Consider the following 19,450-nt stretch of genomic DNA (forward strand, 5'->3'; position numbering starts at 1 on the left):
GGCGCCCGCCCGTCACCGGTGCGCGTCGAGCCAGGCGATGACGTCGCGGGTCACCTCGTCGCGGTTGGTCTCGTTGAAGATCTCGTGGCGCGCGTCGTCGTACACCCGCACCGTCACGTCCGTGACCCCGGCGTCTCGGTAGCGCTGTCCGAGCACCTGGACCAGCTCTCCCCCGCCGGCGAGCGGGTCGGCCGAGCCGGACGCCACCAGGATCGGCAGGTCCGGACGGATCCGGGCGAGGGTCGCCGGGTCGGCCAGCGCGGCCGCGGCGCCGAAGAGCGCCGGCACCGTCTCGTCCGGGAGGTCGAAGCCGCACAACGGGTCGGCGACGTACGCGTCGACCTCCGCCTCGTCCCGGGAGAGCCACTCGTAGCCGGTGCGGTGCTCGAAGCCGGCATTGAACGCCTCCAGCCCGACCGGCCCCTCCGCCTGCGCCATGCCGGACGCGAGGAGGTCGAGGGCGGTCGAGCCGGACAGCACGACCCCCGTGTAGAGGTCGGAGTGCTCGAGGAGCACCGACTGCGCCGCGAAGGAGCCCATCGAGTGGGCCACGAGGAACAGCGGCAGGTCGCCGGCCGCCTCCCGCCGCGAGGCGCCGTACGCCGCGACGTCGCGGATGAGCCCGTCGAAGCCGACCCCACCGAAGTCACCCGGACGGTCGACGACCGACGACCCGTGGCCGCGGTGGTCGGTGGCGTGGACGACGTAGCCGGCCGCGTTGAGCGCGCGGGCGAGGCGGTCGTAGCGGGCCGCGTGCTCGGCGAGGCCGTGGGCGACCTGGACGACGCCGACCGGGTCCGCGACGTCGTCCCAGGTGTACGCCGCCAGGGCGGTCGCGTCGGACGGGGACGTGAAGGTGGAGCGGGAGGCGGTCATGGACCCACGCTAGGGCGCCGGCGTCTCGCGGTGCCCGTACGGCGCGCCCCGCGTGGCGCGGGGACGACGTACGGGGACAATGGCGCCCATGGCACGGCGTACCACGACACCACCCCCTCCCGACGACTTCGAGGAGCACATCCTCGACACCAACATCGGCGACGAGATGCAGTCCTCCTTCCTGGAGTACGCGTACTCGGTCATCTACTCCCGTGCGCTCCCGGACGCCCGCGACGGCCTCAAGCCGGTGCAGCGACGCATCCTCTACACGATGGACGAGATGGGCGTGCGCCCCGACCGGGGCCACGTCAAGAGCGCCCGCGTGGTCGGCGAGGTGATGGGCAAGCTCCACCCCCACGGTGACGGTGCGATCTACGACGCGCTGGTCCGGATGGCGCAGCCGTGGTCGATGCGGCTGCCGATGATCGACGGCCACGGCAACTTCGGCTCGCCCGACGACTCCCCCGCCGCGATGCGCTACACCGAGTGCCGGATGGCGCCGGCCGCAGCGGCGATGACGGCGTCCATCGACGAGGACACCGTCGACTTCAAGCCCAACTACGACTCGCGCGAGACCGAGCCGGTGGTCCTGCCGTCGGCGATCCCCAACCTCATCGTCAACGGCACCACCGGCATCGCGGTCGGCATGGCGACCAACATCGCGCCGCACAACCTCGTCGAGGTCGTCCAGGCCCTGCGGCACCTCATCACCACGCCGAAGGCGTCGCTGGACGACCTGATGCGCTTCATCCCCGGCCCCGACCTGCCCACAGGCGGCAAGATCGTGGGCCTCGACGGCATCCGCGACGCCTACGAGACGGGCCGCGGCACCTTCAAGATGCGCGCCACCGCCCGCGTCGAGTCGGTCACCGCCCGCAAGAAGGGCATCGTCGTCACCGAGCTCCCCTACGGCGTCGGCACCGAGCGGGTCATCGAGCGGATCAAGGCGCTGGTGCTGTCCAAGAAGCTCCAGGGCATCTCCGACATCAAGGACCTCACCGACCGCAACCACGGCCTGCGGCTGGTCATCGAGGTCAAGAACGGCTTCGTGCCCGAGGCGCTGCTCGAGCAGCTCTACAAGCTCACGCCGATGGAGGACTCCTTCGGCATCAACACCGTGGCCCTCGTCGACGGCCAGCCGCGCACCCTCGGCCTCAAGCAGCTGCTCGAGGTCTTCCTCGGCCACCGCTTCGACGTCGTGCGCCGCCGCTCGGTGTTCCGCCGCCAGAAGGCCGCCGACCGCCTGCACCTCGTCGACGGCCTGCTCATCGCGATCCTCGACATCGACGAGGTCATCCAGGTGATCCGGTCCTCCGACAACGCCGCGGCGGCCAAGGAGCGGCTCATCGACATCTTCGAGCTGTCCGACGTCCAGGCCGACTACATCCTCGACATGCCGCTGCGCCGGCTCACGAAGTTCAGCAAGCTCGAGCTGGACAAGGAGAAGGCCGAGCTGCTGCGCACCATCGAGCTGCTCGACGCGATCCTCGGCGACGAGAAGATGCTGCGCAAGGTGGTCTCCGACGAGCTCGCCGAGGTCGCCAAGACCTACGGCACCCCGCGTCGTACGGTCCTGCTCGCCTCGAGCGGCGCGACCGCCACGGCCGCCACCCCGCTCGAGGTGGCCGACGACCCGTGCTTCGCCTACCTGTCGTCCAGCGGCCTGCTGGCCCGCTCGGGCAACGCCAGCGTCCCCGGCCAGGGCGAGGGCCGCGCCAACCACGACGTCATCGTGTCCGCGGTCCGTACGACGACGCGCGGCGAGGTCGGCGTGATCACCTCCCGCGGGCGGCTGCTGCGGCTCGGCGTGCTCGACATGCCCCAGCTGCCCGACTCGGCCAACGACCCCAACCTCCAGGGCGGGCTGCCGCTCAGCGAGATGCTCCAGCTCGAGGGCGGTGAGCGCGCATTGGCGCTCACCTCGCTGGCCACCGAGGGTCCCGGTCTCGCCCTCGGCACCCGCGACGGCATCGTCAAGCGGGTCAACCCGGAGGTGCTCGGCCGCGACGAGTGGGACGTCATCTCGCTCAAGGACGGCGACGAGGTCGTCGGCGCCGTCGAGCTGGCGACCGGCAACGAGAACCTCTGCTTCATCACGACCGACGCCCAGCTCCTGCACTTCGGTGCGGACGGCGTCCGTCCTCAGGGCCGCTCCGGCGGCGGCATCGCCGGCGTCCGGCTCACCGGGGGCGAGCGGGTTGCGTTCTTCGGCGCCCTCGACCCGACCACGGCAGTCGTCGTGACCGCCAGCGGGGCCTCCACGGCCCTGCCCGGCACCGAGGCCGGGGCGGTCAAGGTCACCCCCTTCACGGAGTACCCCGCCAAGGGACGCGCCACCGGCGGCGTCCGCTGCCACCGCTTCCTCAAGGGCGAGGACACCCTGCTCACCGCCTGGGCCGGCCCGGCGCCCGCCCGGGCGGCCGCGGCCAGCGGGGCCCCGGTCGACCTGCCCGAGGCCACCGGCCGGCGGGACGGTTCCGGCATCCCCGCCGCCCAGCCGATCGCCGCGGTGTCCGGTCCGGTGGCCAGCGTCGTGGCCAGCGACGCCGCAGCCCCCGTGGCGGGCGACGTGCCCCCTACCGACGGTGTGGAAGGCTGATCTCATGACCTTCCCCGTGGCCCGTCGCCGACGTCGTACGCCCTCCCTCGCGCTGGCGGCGACCCTGGCCGGCGCGCTCCTGCTGGGCGGCTGCTCCGGCGGTGGCGACGACGCGGCCGCCGACGAGCAGACGCCCGAGGAGGTGCTCGCCGCGGCGGCGGACACCCTGGCCACGACCAGCGGCGTCGACCTCACCCTGTCCACGGAGGACCTGCCCGACGGCGTCTCCGGGATCACCCGGGCCGACGGCGTCGCGACCAGCGCCCCCGCCTTCGAGGGCACCATCACCGTCATCTACGCCGGTCAGAGCGTCGACGTGCCGGTCATCGCCGTCGACGAGGTGGTCTACGCCCAGCTGCCCTTCACCACGGGCTACCAGGACATCGACCCCGGTGACTACGGCGCTCCCGACCCGGCCGCGCTGGTGAGCGAGGAGTCCGGCTTCGGCTCGCTGCTGGCCGTGACCGAGGGCGTCGAGGAGGGCGAGAGCGTCCGCGGCGGCGCCGACAACGCCGAGGTGCTCACCACCTACACCGGCACCGTCCCGGGCAAGGCCATGAAGAAGGTCATCCCGAGCTCGTCGGGCGACAGCTTCGACGCCGAGTACCTCGTCAGCGACGACGGCGAGCTCCGCCAGGCCGTGCTCACCGGGGTCTTCTACCCCGACAGCACCGAGATGACCTACACCGTCGACCTCGCCGCCTACGGCACGACGCAGGACATCGTCGCTCCATGAGACCGGCGGCCGGACCGGACGCGTCCGGGGCCGGCTCCGCGCGCCTGCTGCTGGGACTGGCGGCCGTCGCGGTGGCCTTCGCGGCCGCCGACACCTACGTCGTGGTGCTGGCGCTGCCGGACATGATGACGTCGACCGGGGTGCCGATCGACCAGCTCCAACGGGCGGCGCCGATCATCTCGGGCTTCCTGCTCGGCTACGTCGCCATGCTCCCGCTGATCGGCCGGATGGCCGACCTGCGCGGGCGGGTCCCGGTGCTGGTCTTCTCGCTGGTCCTCTTCGCGCTGGGGTCGCTGGTGACCGCCCTGGCCTACGACATGCCGTCGATGGTGGCCGGCCGCTTCCTCCAGGGCGTCGGCGGCGGTGGGCTCGTGCCCGCCACCCTGGCCCTGGTCGCCGACCTCTACCCCCCGCACCGGCGCGGCGTGCCCCTCGGCGTCGTCTCGGCCGTGCAGGAGATCGGCTCGGTCATCGGACCGCTGTTCGGGGCGGTGGTGCTCGCCTTCACCGACTGGCGGGCGATCTTCCTCATCAACCTGGCCGTCGGGCTGGTGCTCGCGGCGGCGATCCGCCGGGTCGCGCCGGCCCCGCACGAGGCCCGGCGCCGCGTGGACCTCGTCGGCCTCGGGCTCCTCGCGCTCACCCTGGTGGCCGGCTCCCTGGTGTTCCTGCGACCCCCGCCGCTGCTGCGCGACCTCACCTGGGGCCAGGCCTTCATCCCGTTCACCGGTGACGGCCGGTGGCTCACCCCGGTCGGGGTCGTGGCCATGGGGGCCGCCGTCGCCTTCCTCGCCTGGTGCACCTTCGCCCGCGCCCCCCTCTTCGACGTACGCCGCTGGGTGGGTGCCTTGCGCGAGGCCGACCTCACCGGCGCGCTGCTGCTGGCGGTCGCGCTGGCCGGCGTCATCCTCGCCTTCGCCACCGCGGACCCCAAGGTGCAGGTCTTCTCCGACCAGGGCCTGTGGTTCCTGCTCGGCTCGGCGGTGGCCGCCGTGCTGTTCGTCGTGCACCTGCGTCGGTCGGCTGCGCCGCTGGTCCCCCGCGGTGCGTTGCGGCGTACCCCCGCGTGGGGGGCGCTGCTCGTCAGCTTCTTCATCGGGGCCGCGCTGATCGCCGCGCTCATCGACATCCCGCTGTTCGCCCGCACCACCGTCTACCCCGACTCCCAGCTCCTCGCGGCGCTGGTGCTGGTGCGGTTCCTGGTGGCGCTGCCGGTGGGCGCCGTGGTCGGCGGCTACCTCATCCGCAGCCTGTCCCCCGGTGTCGTCACCGCGGCCGGGATGGCGCTGGCGGCGGTCGGGTTCGTGCTGATGACCCGCTGGGACCTCACCTCGCTGTCGGAGTGGACGGCCAACATCGCGCTGGTCGTGTGCGGCCTCGGCTTCGGCCTGGCCCTGGCCCCGGTCAACGCCGCGCTGCTCGCGTTCACCGACGACGACGTCCACGGGGTGGCGAGCGCATTCGTGGTGGTCGCCCGCATGGTCGGCATGCTGGTCGGCATCTCGGCGCTCACCGTCATCGGGCTGCGCCGCTACTACGCCGAGCAGGCCGACGTGCCTCCCGTCCGCGAGGTCTGCGACGGGTCGAGCCGCTGCGACGAGTTCACCCGGCTCCTCAAGCTGGCGGGCATCGCCCAGGAGCACGCCGTCTTCTGGGGCGCGGCCGGGTGCGCGGTCGTGGCGGGGGTGCTGGCCCTGGTCCTGTTCGCCGGCGCGCGGACCGACCAGGTCAGTGCGCGCGACGCGCTGTCGGCGCACTGACCCGGCCCGGGGGGATCAGCTCGTGTGGTGCACCTCCTGCAGCCCGTAGACCGGTGTGTCGATGCCCTCGAACCTCGCCTTGAGCTGCAGCGCGAGGTAGAGCGAGTAGTGCCGTGACTGGTGGAGGTTGCCCCCGTGCATCCAGAGGTTGTCGATCTGGGTCGGCTTCCACATGTTGCGCTGCTCGCCCTCCCACGGACCGGGGTCCTTGGTGGTGTCGGAGCCCAGCCCCCACACCTTGCCCAGCCGGTCGGCGGTCTCCTGGTCGATGAGGTCGGCCACCCAGCCGTTCATCGACCCGTAGCCGGTGGCCATCACGACCACGTCCGCCGGCAGCTCGGTGCCGTCCGCCAGCACCACCGCGTCCCGGGTGAGGTGGTCGATCTGGCCCTTCACGAGCTTGACGTCGCCGTTGGCCACCAGGTCGGCGGCGCCGACGTCGATGTAGTAGCCCGAGCCCCGGCGCAGGTACTTCATGAAGAGCCCGGACCCGTCGTCGCCCCAGTCGTGGTCGAAGCCGGCTGCCTCGAGCCGCTCGTAGAAGTCCTTGTCCTTCTCCGCCATCGCCTCGTAGGCCGGGATCTGGAAGGTGTGCAGGATCCGGTAGGGCAGCGACGCGAAGATCAGGTCGGCCTTCTCGGTCGTCACCCCGGCCTTCACGGCCCGCTCGGAGTAGAGGTCGCCCAGCCCGATCTCCATGAGGCTGTCGCTCTTGACGATGTGGGTCGAGCTGCGCTGCACCATCGTCACGTCGACGTCGTTCTCCCACAGCGCCCCGCAGATGTCGAAGGCCGAGTTGTTGCTGCCGATGACCACGACCTTCTTGCCCCGGTAGGCGTCCGGACCGGGGTGGGCCGACGAGTGGTGCAGGTCGCCCTCGAAGACGTCCGTGCCGGGCACGTCGGGGATGTTGGGCTTGCCGGACATCCCGGTCGCGAAGACCACCTGGGTCGGGCGCAACGTGAGGGGCCTGCCCTCCCGCTCGACCTCGACGGTCCACTCGCCCGTCTCCTCGGAGTACGACGCGCTGGTCGCCGTCGTGCTCGACCAGTAGGGGACCTCCATGATCTTCGTGTACGACTCGAGCCAGTCGCCGATCTTGTCCTTGGGGGCGAAGACCGGCCAGTTGTCCGGGAACTTCAGGTAGGGCAGGTGGTCGTACCAGACCGGGTCGTGCAGGCACAGCGACTTGTAGCGGTTGCGCCACTGATCGCCGGGCCGCGGGTGCTTGTCGATCACGAGGCTCGGGACCCCGAGCTGTCGCAACCGGGCGCCGAGCGCGATGCCGCCCTGCCCGCCGCCGATCACCAGGACGTAGGGCTGCGTGGTGCTGCCGAGGCTCTCGGCCTCCTCCTGGCGGCGCTCGAGCCACGTCTGGCGGCTCTTGTCCGCCCCGTGCTCGGCGCCCCGCGGGCGGTGCTCGTTGCGCGGCTCCTCGTGGCCCTTGAGCTCGTAGAGGGTCGTCAGGAACGTGAACGCCCGCCGCTCGCCGTCCTCCTCGACCAGCCGCAGCAGCCCGCGACCCCGGCCCACCGCGGTCTCGAAGACGAACCACGCGGTCACCACCCCGTCGGCCTCGTCGGCCGGCTCGTCGAGGGCGAAGCCGGACGGGTCCGTGCCGGCCAGCGTCTGCTCCAGCAGGTGCTCGACTCCCTCGCGCCCCTCCACCGTGGTGATGTTCCAGCTGAAGGACACCAGGTCCCTCCAGTAGGACTCGCTGGCGAACAGGCGGGCGGCCGCCGGCACGTCCCGGGCGGACAGGGCCGCCTCCAGGTCGTCCAGCCAGGCGGTGGCCACGGCGCTCGCGTCGGGCGTCTCGGTGGTCTCGGGTGCGTCCAGGGTCTGGGTCACGGGGTGTCTCCTTCCGACGTGACCCACGACACACCCGGCCGTAGGATCGGCGGCAGGGTTGCAGGGGGTTGCAACCACCAGGAGGCCGAGATGGGCGAGGACCGCCGCCAGGGCGAGCGCGCGGCACGGCTCACGCGCGAGCGCGTGCTGTCCGGTGGCGCGGCCACCGGGGTGGCCCGTCCCGAGATCAGCGCCTCGTGGCGCCGCGTACGGGCCGGGGGCCTGGCCCCGGGCGCCGAGCCGGCCGTCGCCCCGCTGACCGAGGGCGAGGTCGAGTCCCGCCGGGCCTCGAGCGCCCTGTCCCCCCTGCTGCCGAGCATCACCGCGTCGCTGTCCCCCGTCGTCGACGACGGCCTGCTGGTGGTCGTCACCGACACCGACGGCCGAGTGCTGTGGCGGCGGGGCCGCGCCGGCGTACGACGCCTCGCCGACCGGCTCGGCTTCGTCCAGGGCTCGGCGTGGACCGAGGCCAACGTCGGCACCAACGCGATCGGCACCTGCCTCGTCGTCGGCGAGCCCGTCCACATCCACGGCCCCGAGCACTACGTCGAGTCCCACACCCGGTGGAGCTGCGCCGCCTCCCCGGTGCTGGACCCGTGGACCGGCCGGACGCTGGGGGCGGTCGACATCAGCGGCCCGGCGTACGCCGTCCAGCGCTCCGTGCTGGCCCTCGTCGGCGTCACCGCCCGGCTGGCCGCCGCCGAGGTCCGTAACGAGCACGCCGTGGCGCTCGAGCGGCTGCGCGCCTACGCCGCCCCCGTCGTGGCCCGGGTCGGCGGCCGCACCCTCGCCGTCGACCCCAGCGGTCACATCGCCGCCGTCACGGGGTTCACCGCCCCCGACCGGCTCCTCCTGCCGCCCGACCTCTCCCCCGAGTCGACGTGGCTGCCCACCCTCGGTGCCGTCACCGTCGAGCCGCTGCCCGGCGGCTGGCTCGTCCGCCTCGGCGACGAGCACCCGCAGGCGACCGAGCTCGAGCTCGACCTCCGCGGCCGGCCCGAGCTGCGGGTCCGCACCCCCAGCCACGCCTGGCAGCACCACCCCAGTCCCCGGCACGCCGAGATCCTGCTCGCGCTGGTGCGCTCCCCCGGCGGCCGGACCGCCGCCGAGCTCGCCGACGACCTCTTCGCCGACCCGAGCAGGGTGGTGACCGTGCGGGCGGAGATGTCGCGGCTGCGGCGCACCCTGGGCTCGCTGCTGGAGGCCCAGCCCTACCGGATCGTCCCGTCCGTACGCACCACGGTGCTCCTCCCCGACGCCGGGCCGGCCATCCCCGGGTCCAGCGCACCGGTCGTCGCCGCACGGTGACCGCCACCTCCGCTACTGTCTGGCGTCGTGGACGACTTCAGTGACCTGATGGCCGCCAACCGCGCCTTCGCCGACGACTTCCAGCTCGGCGGCTTCGACGGCGTGGCCCATGCCGGCGTGGCCATCGTGACGTGCATGGACAGCCGGATCGACCCGTTGCGGATGTTGGGCCTCCAGCACGGCGACGCCAAGATCTTCCGCAACCCGGGTGGCCGCGTCACCAGCGCCGCGCTCGAGGCGCTCGTGCTCGGCGTGCACCTGCTCGGCGTCGAGCGGATCCTGGTCGTGCCCCACACCCGCTGTGCGATGGCCGCCAACACCGAGGCCGAGCTGCGGGTCAAGGTCGGCGAGTCCGCCGGTGTCGACGCGTCGTGGCAGCAGTTCCACGTCATCGCCGACCAGGTCGCCGCCCTCGAGGAGGACGTGCGCAAGGTCCGGTCCCACCCGCTCATCCCCGACACGGTCAAGGTCGGCGGATTCATCTACCACGTCGACACGGGGCTGCTCGAGCAGAAGCTGTGACGCTCGACGCCACCGTCGTCGCGATCTTCCTGGCCGTCGCGGGCGCGGCGCTGGGGGCCGGGGTGTGGTGGATCACCGCCCAGGCGGCCGCCGGGCGCAGCACCCCCGGCAGCACGGGCATCCACACCCGCGGCACGACCGCCTCGGACGAGGGCTGGGTGCGCGGCCACGAGGTCGCCCTCCCCTGGACCGTCGCGGGACGGTACGCCGCGGGAGTGATCGCCCTCGTCACCCTGGCCGCCGTGGGATCGGGCAACGCGGCCCCGTGGGGCATCCTCCTGGGCCTCGCGACCATCGGCGCGGTGCTGATCACCTGGTTCGGTGCCGTGGCCGCGATCAACCGCGCCCTGCCGGACTGACGCGTCGTACACACGCGGACACAACCCCGATCACCCGGTCCGGCCCACGCTCACGACCCACCGCAGCGGTCAGTCGTGTCCGCGTGTCCACGCGGCCACCAGCGGTCTGCCGATCACACCTGCTCGTCGCCGTACCGTGCGCGCTGGCGCCGGATCACCTCGGACACCTGACCAACCCCAGAGGCCGGCTGGAGCGACCGGGCCGCGTCCTGCACCCCGTGCGAGACGGCAAGCCGGATGATCCCGTAGAGGACGACGATCGCGACGACGGCGACCAGGATGAGCACCAGGAACGACTCCATGGCCGCAACCTAGCCAGCGCGGGAGAAGTCCGGGACGGGGACACGCGGGCGCCGGCGCCCGTCGTACGGACCGATGGCACGCATCACGCGCCGACCACGCGCTCATGGTCGGTCCGGTCACGGCCGTTCGGTCCGTACGACGGTCAGCGAGGTACGACGACCACCTGGTGCTCGTCCTCGTAGACCACGCGCCCGGGGTCGTCGGACTCCACCCGCTCCCACGCGACGCCGTGGCGATCCAGGATGTCGAGGTGGCCACGGGTGGCCTCGACCAGGTGACTCGCGGCCGTCACCTTGAACCACGCCACCGCCTCCGGGTTGACTGCCCGGTCGTAGACCAGCGGGTCCACGGTCGAGGGATCCGGGTAGGCGTCGTCGAACCAGCGGTTCGTCCGCACGCGGTACTCCTCGTCCGCGGCGGAGAGGCCACCCCCGCGGCCCAGCACGTTGACCAGCCCGAAGACGCCGACGTGGATGCCGAGGGGCGACGGCTCCGGGCTCTGGAACCGGACGAAGCGGCTCACGCGTCGAGCGTCTCCATGTCCACGTCGTAGGCCCCCTGGACGATGAACTCCTTGCGCGGCGCGACGTCCGAGCCCATCAGCAGCTCGAAGACGTGCGCGGAGACCTCGGCGTCGTCGACGGTGAGCCGGCGCAGGGTGCGGTGCCGCGGGTCCATGGTCGTCTCCGCCAGCTGGTCGGCATCCATCTCACCGAGTCCCTTGTAGCGCTGCACCGGGTCCTTCCAGCGGACTCCTCGTTTCTTCAGCTCGGCGAGCTTGCGCTGCAGCTCGTCGTCCGAGTACGTGTAGACGTACTTGTCCATCCCCTTCTTGGGGTTGGAGATCTCGATCCGGTGCAGGGGCGGCACGGCGGTGAAGACCCGGCCGGCGGTGACGAGGTCGGGCATGTACTTGAAGAAGAGCGTCGCCAGGAGGCACCGGATGTGGGCGCCGTCGGAGTCGGCGTCGGCCATGAAGATGATCCGGCCGTAGCGCGTGGCGTCGAGGTCGAACGTGCGGCCCGAGCCGGCGCCGACGACCTGGATGATCGAGGCGCACTCGGCGTTCTTGAGCATGTCGCCGACCGAGGCCTTCTGCACGTTGAGGATCTTGCCGCGGATGGGCAGCAGCGCCTGGTACTCCGAGTTGCGGGCCAGCTTGGCCGTGCCGAGCGCCGAGTCACCCTCGACGATGAAGAGCTCGGTGCGCTCGTTGTCGGCGGCGCGGCAGTCGGCGAGCTTGGCCGGCAGCGCCGAGGACTCCAGGGCGTTCTTGCGACGCTGCGTCTCCTTGTGCTGCTTGGCGGCGATCCGCGTCTTGGAGGCCCCGACGACCTTCTCCATGACCAGCTTGGCCTGCGCCTTCTCGGCCCGCTTGGTCGAGGTGAGGAAGCCCTTGAGCTCCGCGGCCACGACCTTGCGGACGACGGTACGCGCCGCCGGTGTGCCGAGGATCTCCTTGGTCTGGCCCTCGAACTGGGGCTCGGCCAGCCGCACGGTCACCACGGCCGTCATGCCCTCGAGGACGTCGTCCTTGATCACGTTGTCGTCGTTGACCTTGAGCACCTTGGACGAGCGCATCACGTCGTTGAAGGTCGCGGTGATCGCCTGCTCGAAGCCGCTGAGGTGGGTGCCGCCCTTGGGCGTCGCGATGACGTTGACGTAGGAGCGCACCTGGGTGTCGTAGGTGTTGGACCAGCGCAGCGCCACGTCGACGGTGAGCTCGCGCTCCACCTCCTGCGGCGTCATGTGGCCCTGGTCGTCGAGCAGCGGCACGGTCTCGGTGAAGGTGTCGCTGCCCTGGAGCCGGAGGATGTCGGTCACCGGCTCGCCCGAGGACAGGTAGTCGGCGAACTCCGAGATGCCGCCCTCGTGGAGGAACTTCTCCTCGACCGGCTCGGGGCCGCGGCGGTCCCGGATCACCAGCTCGAGGCCCGGGACGATGTACGACGTCTGCCGGGCGCGACCGAGGAGCCCCTCGAACTCGACGGTGGCGTCCTTGGTGAAGATCTGCCGGTCCGGCCAGAAGTGGATCCGCGTGCCCGTCCTGCCCTTGGCGACCCGCTTGCCCTTGCGGGTCATGCCGGAGGCCGGCGTGAAGGCCGCGCCCGGGCCCTCGCCGTCGAAGGTGCCGGGCACGCCACGCTGGAACGAGATGCCCTGCTGGGACGGCGAACGGTCCACGTCGATGTCCATCCGCGACGAGAGCGCGTTGACGACCGACAGGCCGACGCCGTGCAGGCCGCCGGTCGCGACGTACGAGCCGCCTCCGAACTTGCCGCCGGCGTGCAGCTTGGTGGCCACCACCTCGACGCCGGGGAGCCCGGTCTTGGGCTCCTTGTCCGTCGGGATGCCGCGACCGTCGTCGTGGACCTCCACGGACCCGTCGGGGTGCAGCGTCACCTCGACCCGGTGGGCGACGCCCGCCAGGGCCTCGTCGACGCCGTTGTCGATGATCTCCCACAGGCAGTGCATGAGACCGCGGGTGTCGGTCGACCCGATGTACATGCCGGGCCGCTTGCGCACGGCCTCCAGCCCCTCGAGGACGAGGAGGTGCGCTGCGTTGTAGGTGTTGTCCGCCGGTGCTGCCACAAGGGAAGAACCTACCCGCGACACGCCGTACGACGACGCAGGCACGCTGCCACGCAAGCGTCCCCGGCCGGTCTAGCGTCGTACCTCACACGAGGCAACAAGCGCACCGTACCGATCCAGATGTCCCACGGTGTCGAACAATGACCACAGGGCAGCCCCATCAGTGTCACTATGGAGGGGTCACCACCGCACCGCCTGCGGGGAATCTTTTCCCCGGGGGCTACGTTGGGCCAGACACCGATGGAGAGAAAAGAGGCCGATGTGACCACTGCCATTGCCCCCCAGCCCGCCGCCCTGACGGCAGGCGACCGCTGCGACCGCTGCGGTGCCCAGGCCTACCTGCGGGTGGAGCTCCAGACCGGTGGCGAGCTGCTGTTCTGCGCCCACCACGCACGGGAGCACGGCGACAAGCTCCGAGAGGTGGCCTCGACCGTCCAGGACGAGACCCACAAGCTCTCGGCGACGCCCGCCACCCCCGAGGACTGAGCGCCCCGACCCCCAGACCACCCCAGCGGCCCCGGACACCATGTCCGGGGCCGCTCCTCATTTCACGGCCACCACCCACGACCACCCTTCCGCACGCCCGCCGCCCGGCGGGAGCGTCCGTCCGTTGTGGCAGGCTCCCGCGCGTGACCCTCACCGAAGTCGTGATCGCGATCCTGATCGCCGTCGGCATCGCCGGCATCGTCGTGCCCGTGCTGCCCGGCACGATCCTCGTCCTGGGCGCGATCCTGGTCTGGGCCACCGAGGTCGGCACCTCGACCGCCTGGATCGTGTTCGCGGTGGCCGCGACCTTCCTGGTGATCGGCGCCGTGGTGAAGTACGCACTGCCCGGCCGACGGCTCAAGGAGGCGGGGGTCCCCCGCTCCACGCTGCTCTTCGGCGGCGCGCTCGCCTTCGTGGGCTTCTTCGTCGTGCCGGTGGTCGGGCTCTTCGTCGGCTTCGTCCTCGGGGTGTACGCCGCTGAGCGGCGCCGTCTCGGCGCGACGGCCGCCTGGCCCGCCACCACCCACGCGCTCAAGGCGGTGGGCATCTCCATCCTCGTCGAGGCCCTGGCGGCGGTCCTGGCGGCCCTCACGTGGATCGTTGGCATCCTGGTGACGCCCTGATGGGGGTGCTGCTGGCCCTGGGGGCCGCGCTGGCCTACGGGCTGTCGGACTTCATCGGCGGCCTCGCGTCGCGGCGTACGTCGGCCTGGGCGGTGGCGTTCGTCGCTGCCGTCGGCTCCCTGGTCGGGGCCGTCGCCCTGGCCCTCGCAGTCCCCGGCGACGCCACCCGGACGGACCTGGCCTGGGGTGCGCTGGCCGGGATCGGCAGCGGCACCGGTGGTGCCTTCCTCTACCGCGGGTTCGCCGCGGGTCGCATGGGCGTGGTGGCCCCGGTGTCCGCCGTGGGTGCCGCACTGCTGCCCGTCGTGGTGGCCGTGAGCACCGGGGAACGCCCCTCCGCACTGGTGTGGATCGGCATCGTGGCCGCCGTGCCGGGCATCTGGCTGGTGAGCCGCGAGCCCGAGCGTGACGGCGGGCTCGCCGCCGGGCTCGTGGACGGCGTCCTGGCCGGGGCGGGCTTCGGGCTGCTCTTCGCGGCCATGGGCCAGGTCCCCGAGGAGGCGGGCTGGTGGCCCACCGCGGTGACCCAGGCCGTGGCCCTCCTCGCGGTGGCCCTCACGGCCACAGCGCTGCGCGTCAGCTGGGTGCCCCGGCACGCGACCGAGCTCTGGGGACTGCTGGCGGGCCTGCTCGCGACCACCGCGGTCGTGTGCTTCCTGCTGGCCACCCAGACCGGGATGCTCACCATCGCGGCCGTCGTCACGTCGCTCTACCCCGCGTTCACCATCCTGCTGGCCGCCACCGTGCTGCACGAGCGGATCCACGGCCTCCAGGGCCTCGGCCTGGCGTGCTGCGGGGTCGCCGTCGCGCTCGTCGCGGCCGGTTGACCGGTCCCCCACCGGGACGCGACGGCCGCTGGCTCAGCTGGGCGCGAGCCAGGTGCCGAACCGACGGGTGCCCGGCGACCAGTCCACGACCGCGTGGACGCCGTCGTACAGATCGGTCATCAGGACGCTGACGCGGGCCGACGAGGGGTCCCGGAGGCAGTCGCGCGAGATCCGCACCACCGCGACCTCCCTGCGCCAGCGCAGGCGCACCGAGTGCTCGCACTGGAGCGGAGTGCTGGAGGCCTGCCACCTGCGCACCCGCGCGAGCTGGTAGTCCGTGCCCGCGCTGAGGCCGGTGTTGAGCACGTACTCGGGGCCGCGACGGCCCCGGTCGACGTCGACGTAGGTGCTCAGGCCGGCGTTGTTGCGGCGGCGCAGGTCCTCGAAGCGGACCCGGGCGACCACCTGCGTGGTGGAGTGGCGCACCGTCGTGGCCAGGACGTCGGTGCGCGACTCGGGCGTCTCCGCCGCGTCCGGCAGCGTCTGGGTGGTCGCGTGCGCCGCCGTCGGGACCGCCAGCACGGCGAGCACGGACGCGAGGGCCAGGCCCAGCCCGGTCGTCGTGTGCTTCATGAGATCTTCCCCCTGTGGTCTCGCGGCGCCTGCGGTGCCTGCGCAGCCGCGGCCGCGGCACGCAGCCCCCGCTCGCGCCTCCGCGCAGGCTATCGGGTGCGGTGCGGACGAGGCGTCACCCGGAGGGGGTGACCTCCCGTAGCGTGGGGACATGGGGCGCGCCGCAGCCGTACGCCGCCTGCTCGCCGCCGGCGCGCTGGCCTGCCTGGTCTGCCTGGTCGCGGCGTGCGCGGGGGTCGAGGGCGCCCGTCCGGACGCTCCGACCGAGCGCCCCACCACGTCCCCGTCGCCGACCCGCTCCCCCGCGGCGACCGACGAGCCCGGCTCGGTCCGTGCGACCCCGCCACCGACCATCACCCTCATCGTGGTCGGCGACGTGATGCTCGGGCGCGGCGTCGCCGCCGTGCACGCCGACCCGACCGCCACGCTGCGCCCGATGGCCCGGTTCCTCCGACGGGCCGACATCACGGTCGGCACCCTCGAGAGCACCCTGTCGACCGACGGCGCCCCCACCCAGGGCGGCGACAGCTTCGCGGCCGACCCAGCGGTGCTGCGCGGGCTCGCCGCGAGCGGGTTCGACGCCCTGTCGCTGGCCAACAACCACGTGGGTGACTACGGCGAGGGCGCGCTGCTCGCCACCCTGCGGGAGTTTCGCGGCAGCGACATCACGTCGTTCGGCGCCGGCCGGGACCTCGCGTCGGCCACCCGGGCCGCGGTGGTCGAGCGTGACGGGGTGCGGGTGGGGCTGCTCGGCTTCAACGCCATCGGCGAGACCCCACGGGCCACGGCGTCGACGCCGGGGGCGCTGTCCGTGCGGATGCCACCACGCACCGGTCCGCTCCGGCGCGACGACCTGGCACACGTGCTCGGCGCCGTGCGCGACCTCGACGCGCGGGTCGACGTGGTCGTGGTGCTCCCTCACTGGGGCACCCAGTACACCCATGTCCCCGAGCCGGTGCAGCGTCGGGTGGGTCGGCGCCTGGTCGACGCCGGGGCCGACCTCGTCGTCGGCGGCCACCCCCACTGGGTGCAGTCGCTCCAACGGCACCGTGGGGCCACGATCGCCCACTCGCTGGGCAACTTCGTCTTCGACATGGACTTCATGGAGCAGACCATGGAGGGGGTGGCGCTGACGGCCACGATCACGGGTGGCGAGGTCGTCGACGTGGACCTCGCGCCCTACCGGATGGACCCGACCTTCACCCCACGCCTGCTTCGCGGCGACGCCGCGCGTGCGGTGCTGGCGGACGTGTGGTCAGGGGGCTAGCCAGGCCAGCACCAGCCGGCCGGCCCGGTCCAGCTGGGACGGGTCGACGACCGCCGGCACGTCCTGCGCCGAGTGGTAGCCGGCATACGGCGTGCTCCCCAGTCGCGCGCCCCGGATCCCGGCCTGCGCGAACTGCCAGTGGTCGCTGGACCGGTTGGCCTCGCGCACGACCGGGACGCCGATCCGCCGGGCGGTCGCCGCCAGCTCGTCGGCGAGGGGGTCGGGCCCGTCGTACGCCGACCCGATGGGCACGACGTCGCCGACGCCGACGCGGTCTAGCGACACCATGCCACGCACGGCCGCGCGTCCGGCGGGGGTGAGGCCGGCGACGTACTGGCGGGAGCCGTAGTGGTGGTCGGCGTCGGTCTCCCCGCGCGGCTCCTCGGCGCCGAAGGCCACGAGGACCACCGGCAGGCGGGCACGCCGGGTGGCCAGCGTCGAGGCGACGGACAGCAGGACGCCGACCCCGGACGCGTTGTCCTCGGCACCCGGTGCCTGCGGCACGGTGTCGAGGTGCGCGCCGACCAGCAGGCGCGGCTCCCCCGGGCGGAGCCCGGGCGGGGTGGCCACGACGTTGACCGAGCGGCCGGCCTCCACCGGCACGCCCCACGAGACCCCGGCCGGCACCTCGACCGGCTGGAGCTCGACGTCGAGGCCCGAGCGGGACAGCTCGCGCGCCACCCAGCGGGCGGCCCGGTCGTACGACGGGCTCGTGGCCTCCCGCGGACCGATGCTGCCGGCGAGGTGCCGCACCGCGTCGACCGCGACCTGCGGCCTGAAGTCCGCCGCCCGGACCGCGGGTGTCGGCGACGGTGCGGGCGCCGTGCTCGGGGGCGGCGTCGTCGGGGCCGGCGTGGGTGTCACCGAGGCAGGGGCCGAGGATCGCTCGACCGGGTCCTCCCGACTCGGGTCACCGGCCGCCGTACATGCGACCGCGGCCAGCCCCGCACAGAGCAGGGCGGCCGCGGATCGCATGGCGTGAGCCGTCAGTCGAGGTAGTCGCGCAGGACCTGCGAACGGCTCGGGTGGCGGAGCTTGGACATCGTCTTGGACTCGATCTGCCGGATGCGCTCGCGCGTCACTCCGTAGACCTTGCCGATCTCGTCCAACGTCTTCGGCTGGCCGTCGGTGAGGCCGAACCGCATGCTCACGACGCCCGCCTCGCGCTCGGACAGGGTGTCGAGCACCGCGTGCAGCTGCTCCTGGAGCAGCGTGAACGACACGGCGTCGGCGGGCACGATCGCCTCGGAGTCCTCGATGAGGTCACCGAACTCCGAGTCGCCGTCCTCGCCGAGAGGCGTGTGCAGCGAGATCGGCTCACGCCCGTACTTCTGGACCTCGATGACCTTCTCGGGGGTCATGTCGAGCTCCTTGGCGAGCTCCTCGGGAGTGGGCTCGCGGCCCAGGTCCTGGAGCATCTGCCGCTGGACGCGGGCGAGCTTGTTGATGACCTCGACCATGTGCACCGGGATGCGGATGGTGCGCGCCTGGTCGGCCATCGCGCGGGTGATCGCCTGGCGGATCCACCACGTCGCGTAGGTCGAGAACTTGTAGCCCTTGGTGTAGTCGAACTTCTCGACCGCACGGATGAGGCCGAGGTTGCCTTCCTGGATCAGGTCGAGGAAGAGCATGCCGCGGCCGGTGTAGCGCTTGGCCAGCGAGACCACGAGGCGCAGGTTGGCCTCCAGGAGGTGGTTCTTGGCCCGACGGCCGTCCTCGGAGATCCACTCGAGCTCCTCGAGCACCTTCGGGGTGATCTTGCCGCCCTTGGCGAGCTTCTCCTCGGAGAAGAGCCCGGCCTCGATCCGCTTGGCGAGCTCGACCTCCATCTCGGCGTTGAGGAGGGGCACCTTGCCGATCTGCTTGAGGTAGTCCTTGACCGGGTCGGCGGTCGCGCCGGCGACCATGACCTGCTGCTCGGGCTCGTCGGTGTCGTCGGAGGCCGAGACGGTGAAGGCCTGCTTCTCGTCCTCCTTGATGGTCGGGTCGACCTTGACGTCCTTCTCGAACTGCGCGTCGGGCAGGTCGGGCAGGACCTTCTTGCCGTCGGCGCCGATCACCGCCGGCTCGAGCTCGGTCTCGAGGTCGACCGCACCGGCCGCGGCCTTCTTGGCCGGGGCCTTCTTCGCGGGAGCCTTCTTGGCAGCAGCCGCAGGCTCGGCCGCGGGGGCCGCAGGGGCCTTCTTGGCAGCAGCCTTGGTGGCGGTCTTCTTGGCCGTGGCAGCGGTCGTCGTCTTGCGGGCGCCCGAGGTGGCCGCCGCGGCGCGCGACGTGTCGACACCGATCTCGACCGAGATGCCCAGGCCACTCAGGTGGCCCAGCAGGGCCTTGAGGTGGCGTGGCTCGACCTGGGCGTCGTCACTGGCCTGTCGGAGGTCGTGGGTGGTCACGCTGCCAGCGGGGGCGCCGCGCTCGATGAGCGCGGCGATGGCCGGGTGCGCGAGCACCTCTGCGGGGAGCAACTTGCGTGCGTGCGAGGACACGAACACCTCTCGTCAGAAGACTTCGGGGCGCGGCAAGGCCCGGTTTCGTCAAGAGCCGCGTTGCCATTCTGCCACGGCACCCCTCAGGACCCGAACCTGCGTCCCCGTGTCGCCGTCCGGGGTCGAACTTGAGTGGATCTGTACAGTTTCCTCCGAGGGGAGTACCTCACCAAGGCCACCCGGTCACTACGGCGCGTCGTACGCGCCTCGGGTGGACGCCGGGCGTCGTCCACGACGAGCGGCGAGGGAGACCTCAGGCCCAGACATCTGTCCCTGAGAAGCCCG

General features: G+C 72.5%; 18 protein-coding genes. 10 read left to right on the forward strand and 8 right to left on the reverse strand.

Going from position 1 to position 19,450, the window contains the following annotated elements:
• Window positions 1–12: 12 nt before the first annotated feature.
• Entirely contained in the window at window positions 13–876 is an 864-nt protein-coding gene (locus ASG88_RS17340) for an alpha/beta fold hydrolase (RefSeq protein ID WP_056888705.1), read from the reverse strand.
• An 88-nt stretch (window positions 877–964) separates the two neighbouring features.
• Between ASG88_RS17340 and ASG88_RS17345 the strand changes: the two genes are divergently transcribed.
• From ASG88_RS17345 to ASG88_RS17355, 3 genes are read left to right on the forward strand one after another with little or no spacing between them, the layout of a single operon-like run.
• Window positions 965–3,475, forward strand: a complete 2,511-nt coding sequence (locus ASG88_RS17345; RefSeq protein WP_056888706.1) for a DNA topoisomerase (ATP-hydrolyzing) subunit A — start codon at window positions 965–967, stop codon at window positions 3,473–3,475.
• A 4-nt stretch (window positions 3,476–3,479) separates the two neighbouring features.
• Window positions 3,480–4,211: an LppX_LprAFG lipoprotein gene (locus ASG88_RS17350; protein ID WP_056888707.1), complete on the forward strand. Its 732-nt coding sequence runs from the start codon at window positions 3,480–3,482 to the stop codon at window positions 4,209–4,211.
• Entirely contained in the window at window positions 4,208–5,971 is a 1,764-nt protein-coding gene (locus ASG88_RS17355) for an MFS transporter (protein ID WP_056888708.1), read from the forward strand. Before ASG88_RS17350 ends, ASG88_RS17355 begins: the two co-directional genes overlap by 4 nt.
• A 15-nt stretch (window positions 5,972–5,986) precedes the next feature.
• On the opposite strand, the gene ASG88_RS17360 is transcribed toward ASG88_RS17355, so the two are convergent.
• The gene (locus ASG88_RS17360) at window positions 5,987–7,822 is read right to left on the reverse strand and encodes an NAD(P)/FAD-dependent oxidoreductase (RefSeq protein WP_056888709.1); all 1,836 of its coding nucleotides are present in this window, start codon (window positions 7,820–7,822) and stop codon (window positions 5,987–5,989) included.
• Between the two features lie 90 nt (window positions 7,823–7,912).
• Between ASG88_RS17360 and ASG88_RS17365 the strand changes: the two genes are divergently transcribed.
• The 3 genes from ASG88_RS17365 to ASG88_RS17375 are packed head-to-tail and all read left to right on the forward strand — an operon-like array spanning window position 7,913 to window position 10,011.
• Window positions 7,913–9,130 (forward strand): GAF domain-containing protein, encoded by a 1,218-nt coding sequence (locus tag ASG88_RS17365; protein WP_056888710.1) that lies wholly within the window; start codon window positions 7,913–7,915, stop codon window positions 9,128–9,130.
• A gap of 27 nt (window positions 9,131–9,157) precedes the next feature.
• Window positions 9,158–9,652, forward strand: a complete 495-nt coding sequence (locus ASG88_RS17370; protein WP_235534902.1) for a beta-class carbonic anhydrase — start codon at window positions 9,158–9,160, stop codon at window positions 9,650–9,652.
• Window positions 9,649–10,011 carry a hypothetical protein gene (locus tag ASG88_RS17375; protein ID WP_056888711.1) on the forward strand — a complete coding sequence of 121 codons (363 nt, stop codon included), beginning with the start codon at window positions 9,649–9,651 and terminating at the stop codon, window positions 10,009–10,011. The genes ASG88_RS17370 and ASG88_RS17375 overlap by 4 nt, the downstream gene beginning before the upstream one ends.
• Window positions 10,012–10,124: 113 nt before the next feature.
• Here the strand turns inward: ASG88_RS17375 and ASG88_RS17380 are convergent, their stop codons facing one another.
• From ASG88_RS17380 to ASG88_RS17390, 3 genes are all read right to left on the reverse strand, one after another.
• Window positions 10,125–10,313 (reverse strand): hypothetical protein, encoded by a 189-nt coding sequence (locus ASG88_RS17380; protein WP_056888712.1) that lies wholly within the window; start codon window positions 10,311–10,313, stop codon window positions 10,125–10,127.
• Window positions 10,314–10,456: 143 nt separating this feature from the next.
• Window positions 10,457–10,837: a hypothetical protein gene (locus ASG88_RS17385; RefSeq protein WP_056888713.1), complete on the reverse strand. Its 381-nt coding sequence runs from the start codon at window positions 10,835–10,837 to the stop codon at window positions 10,457–10,459.
• Entirely contained in the window at window positions 10,834–12,906 is a 2,073-nt protein-coding gene (locus tag ASG88_RS17390) for a DNA gyrase/topoisomerase IV subunit B (RefSeq protein ID WP_235534903.1), read from the reverse strand. Before ASG88_RS17390 ends, ASG88_RS17385 begins: the two co-directional genes overlap by 4 nt.
• Before the next feature lie 240 nt (window positions 12,907–13,146).
• On the opposite strand from ASG88_RS17390, the gene ASG88_RS17395 reads away from it, so the two are divergent.
• From ASG88_RS17395 to ASG88_RS17405, 3 genes are all read left to right on the forward strand, one after another.
• On the forward strand, window positions 13,147–13,392 hold the full coding sequence (locus ASG88_RS17395) for a hypothetical protein (RefSeq protein ID WP_107765749.1): 246 nt from the start codon (window positions 13,147–13,149) through the stop codon (window positions 13,390–13,392).
• Window positions 13,393–13,535: 143 nt separating this feature from the next.
• Window positions 13,536–14,015: a DUF456 domain-containing protein gene (locus tag ASG88_RS17400; RefSeq protein WP_056888715.1), complete on the forward strand. Its 480-nt coding sequence runs from the start codon at window positions 13,536–13,538 to the stop codon at window positions 14,013–14,015.
• Window positions 14,015–14,842 carry a DMT family transporter gene (locus ASG88_RS17405; protein ID WP_056888716.1) on the forward strand — a complete coding sequence of 276 codons (828 nt, stop codon included), beginning with the start codon at window positions 14,015–14,017 and terminating at the stop codon, window positions 14,840–14,842. The genes ASG88_RS17400 and ASG88_RS17405 overlap by 1 nt, the downstream gene beginning before the upstream one ends.
• A gap of 33 nt (window positions 14,843–14,875) precedes the next feature.
• Here ASG88_RS17405 and ASG88_RS17410 read toward each other — a convergent pair whose 3' ends face one another.
• A complete protein-coding gene (locus tag ASG88_RS17410; protein WP_056888717.1) occupies window positions 14,876–15,415 on the reverse strand; it encodes a hypothetical protein in 540 nt (179 codons plus the stop codon).
• Between the two features lie 151 nt (window positions 15,416–15,566).
• On the opposite strand from ASG88_RS17410, the gene ASG88_RS17415 reads away from it, so the two are divergent.
• Window positions 15,567–16,682 (forward strand): CapA family protein, encoded by a 1,116-nt coding sequence (locus ASG88_RS17415; protein WP_056888718.1) that lies wholly within the window; start codon window positions 15,567–15,569, stop codon window positions 16,680–16,682.
• On the opposite strand, the gene ASG88_RS17420 is transcribed toward ASG88_RS17415, so the two are convergent.
• Together ASG88_RS17420 and ASG88_RS17430 are read right to left on the reverse strand one after the other, a co-directional pair.
• Window positions 16,671–17,546, reverse strand: coding sequence for a M28 family metallopeptidase (locus ASG88_RS17420; RefSeq protein ID WP_235534904.1), 876 nt, complete (start codon window positions 17,544–17,546; stop codon window positions 16,671–16,673). The two genes, ASG88_RS17415 and ASG88_RS17420, sit on opposite strands and share 12 nt — an antisense overlap.
• A gap of 122 nt (window positions 17,547–17,668) precedes the next feature.
• Window positions 17,669–19,171, reverse strand: a complete 1,503-nt coding sequence (locus ASG88_RS17430; RefSeq protein WP_056888721.1) for an RNA polymerase sigma factor — start codon at window positions 19,169–19,171, stop codon at window positions 17,669–17,671.
• Window positions 19,172–19,450: the final 279 nt, after the last annotated feature.

The sequence above is a fragment of the Nocardioides sp. Soil777 genome, from assembly GCF_001428425.1.
Lineage (GTDB): Bacteria > Actinomycetota > Actinomycetes > Propionibacteriales > Nocardioidaceae > Nocardioides > Nocardioides terrigena.

Coding starts and splice junctions, on each gene's coding strand:
- ASG88_RS17340 (WP_056888705.1), bottom strand. CDS start 876: ATGACCGCCTCCCGCTCCACCTTCACGTCCCCGTCCGACGCGACCGCC.
- ASG88_RS17345 (WP_056888706.1), top strand. CDS start 965: ATGGCACGGCGTACCACGACACCACCCCCTCCCGACGACTTCGAGGAG.
- ASG88_RS17350 (WP_056888707.1), top strand. CDS start 3,480: ATGACCTTCCCCGTGGCCCGTCGCCGACGTCGTACGCCCTCCCTCGCG.
- ASG88_RS17355 (WP_056888708.1), top strand. CDS start 4,208: ATGAGACCGGCGGCCGGACCGGACGCGTCCGGGGCCGGCTCCGCGCGC.
- ASG88_RS17365 (WP_056888710.1), top strand. CDS start 7,913: ATGGGCGAGGACCGCCGCCAGGGCGAGCGCGCGGCACGGCTCACGCGC.
- ASG88_RS17380 (WP_056888712.1), bottom strand. CDS start 10,313: ATGGAGTCGTTCCTGGTGCTCATCCTGGTCGCCGTCGTCGCGATCGTC.
- ASG88_RS17395 (WP_107765749.1), top strand. CDS start 13,147: ATGGAGAGAAAAGAGGCCGATGTGACCACTGCCATTGCCCCCCAGCCC.
- ASG88_RS17405 (WP_056888716.1), top strand. CDS start 14,015: ATGGGGGTGCTGCTGGCCCTGGGGGCCGCGCTGGCCTACGGGCTGTCG.
- ASG88_RS17410 (WP_056888717.1), bottom strand. CDS start 15,415: ATGAAGCACACGACGACCGGGCTGGGCCTGGCCCTCGCGTCCGTGCTC.
- ASG88_RS17415 (WP_056888718.1), top strand. CDS start 15,567: ATGGGGCGCGCCGCAGCCGTACGCCGCCTGCTCGCCGCCGGCGCGCTG.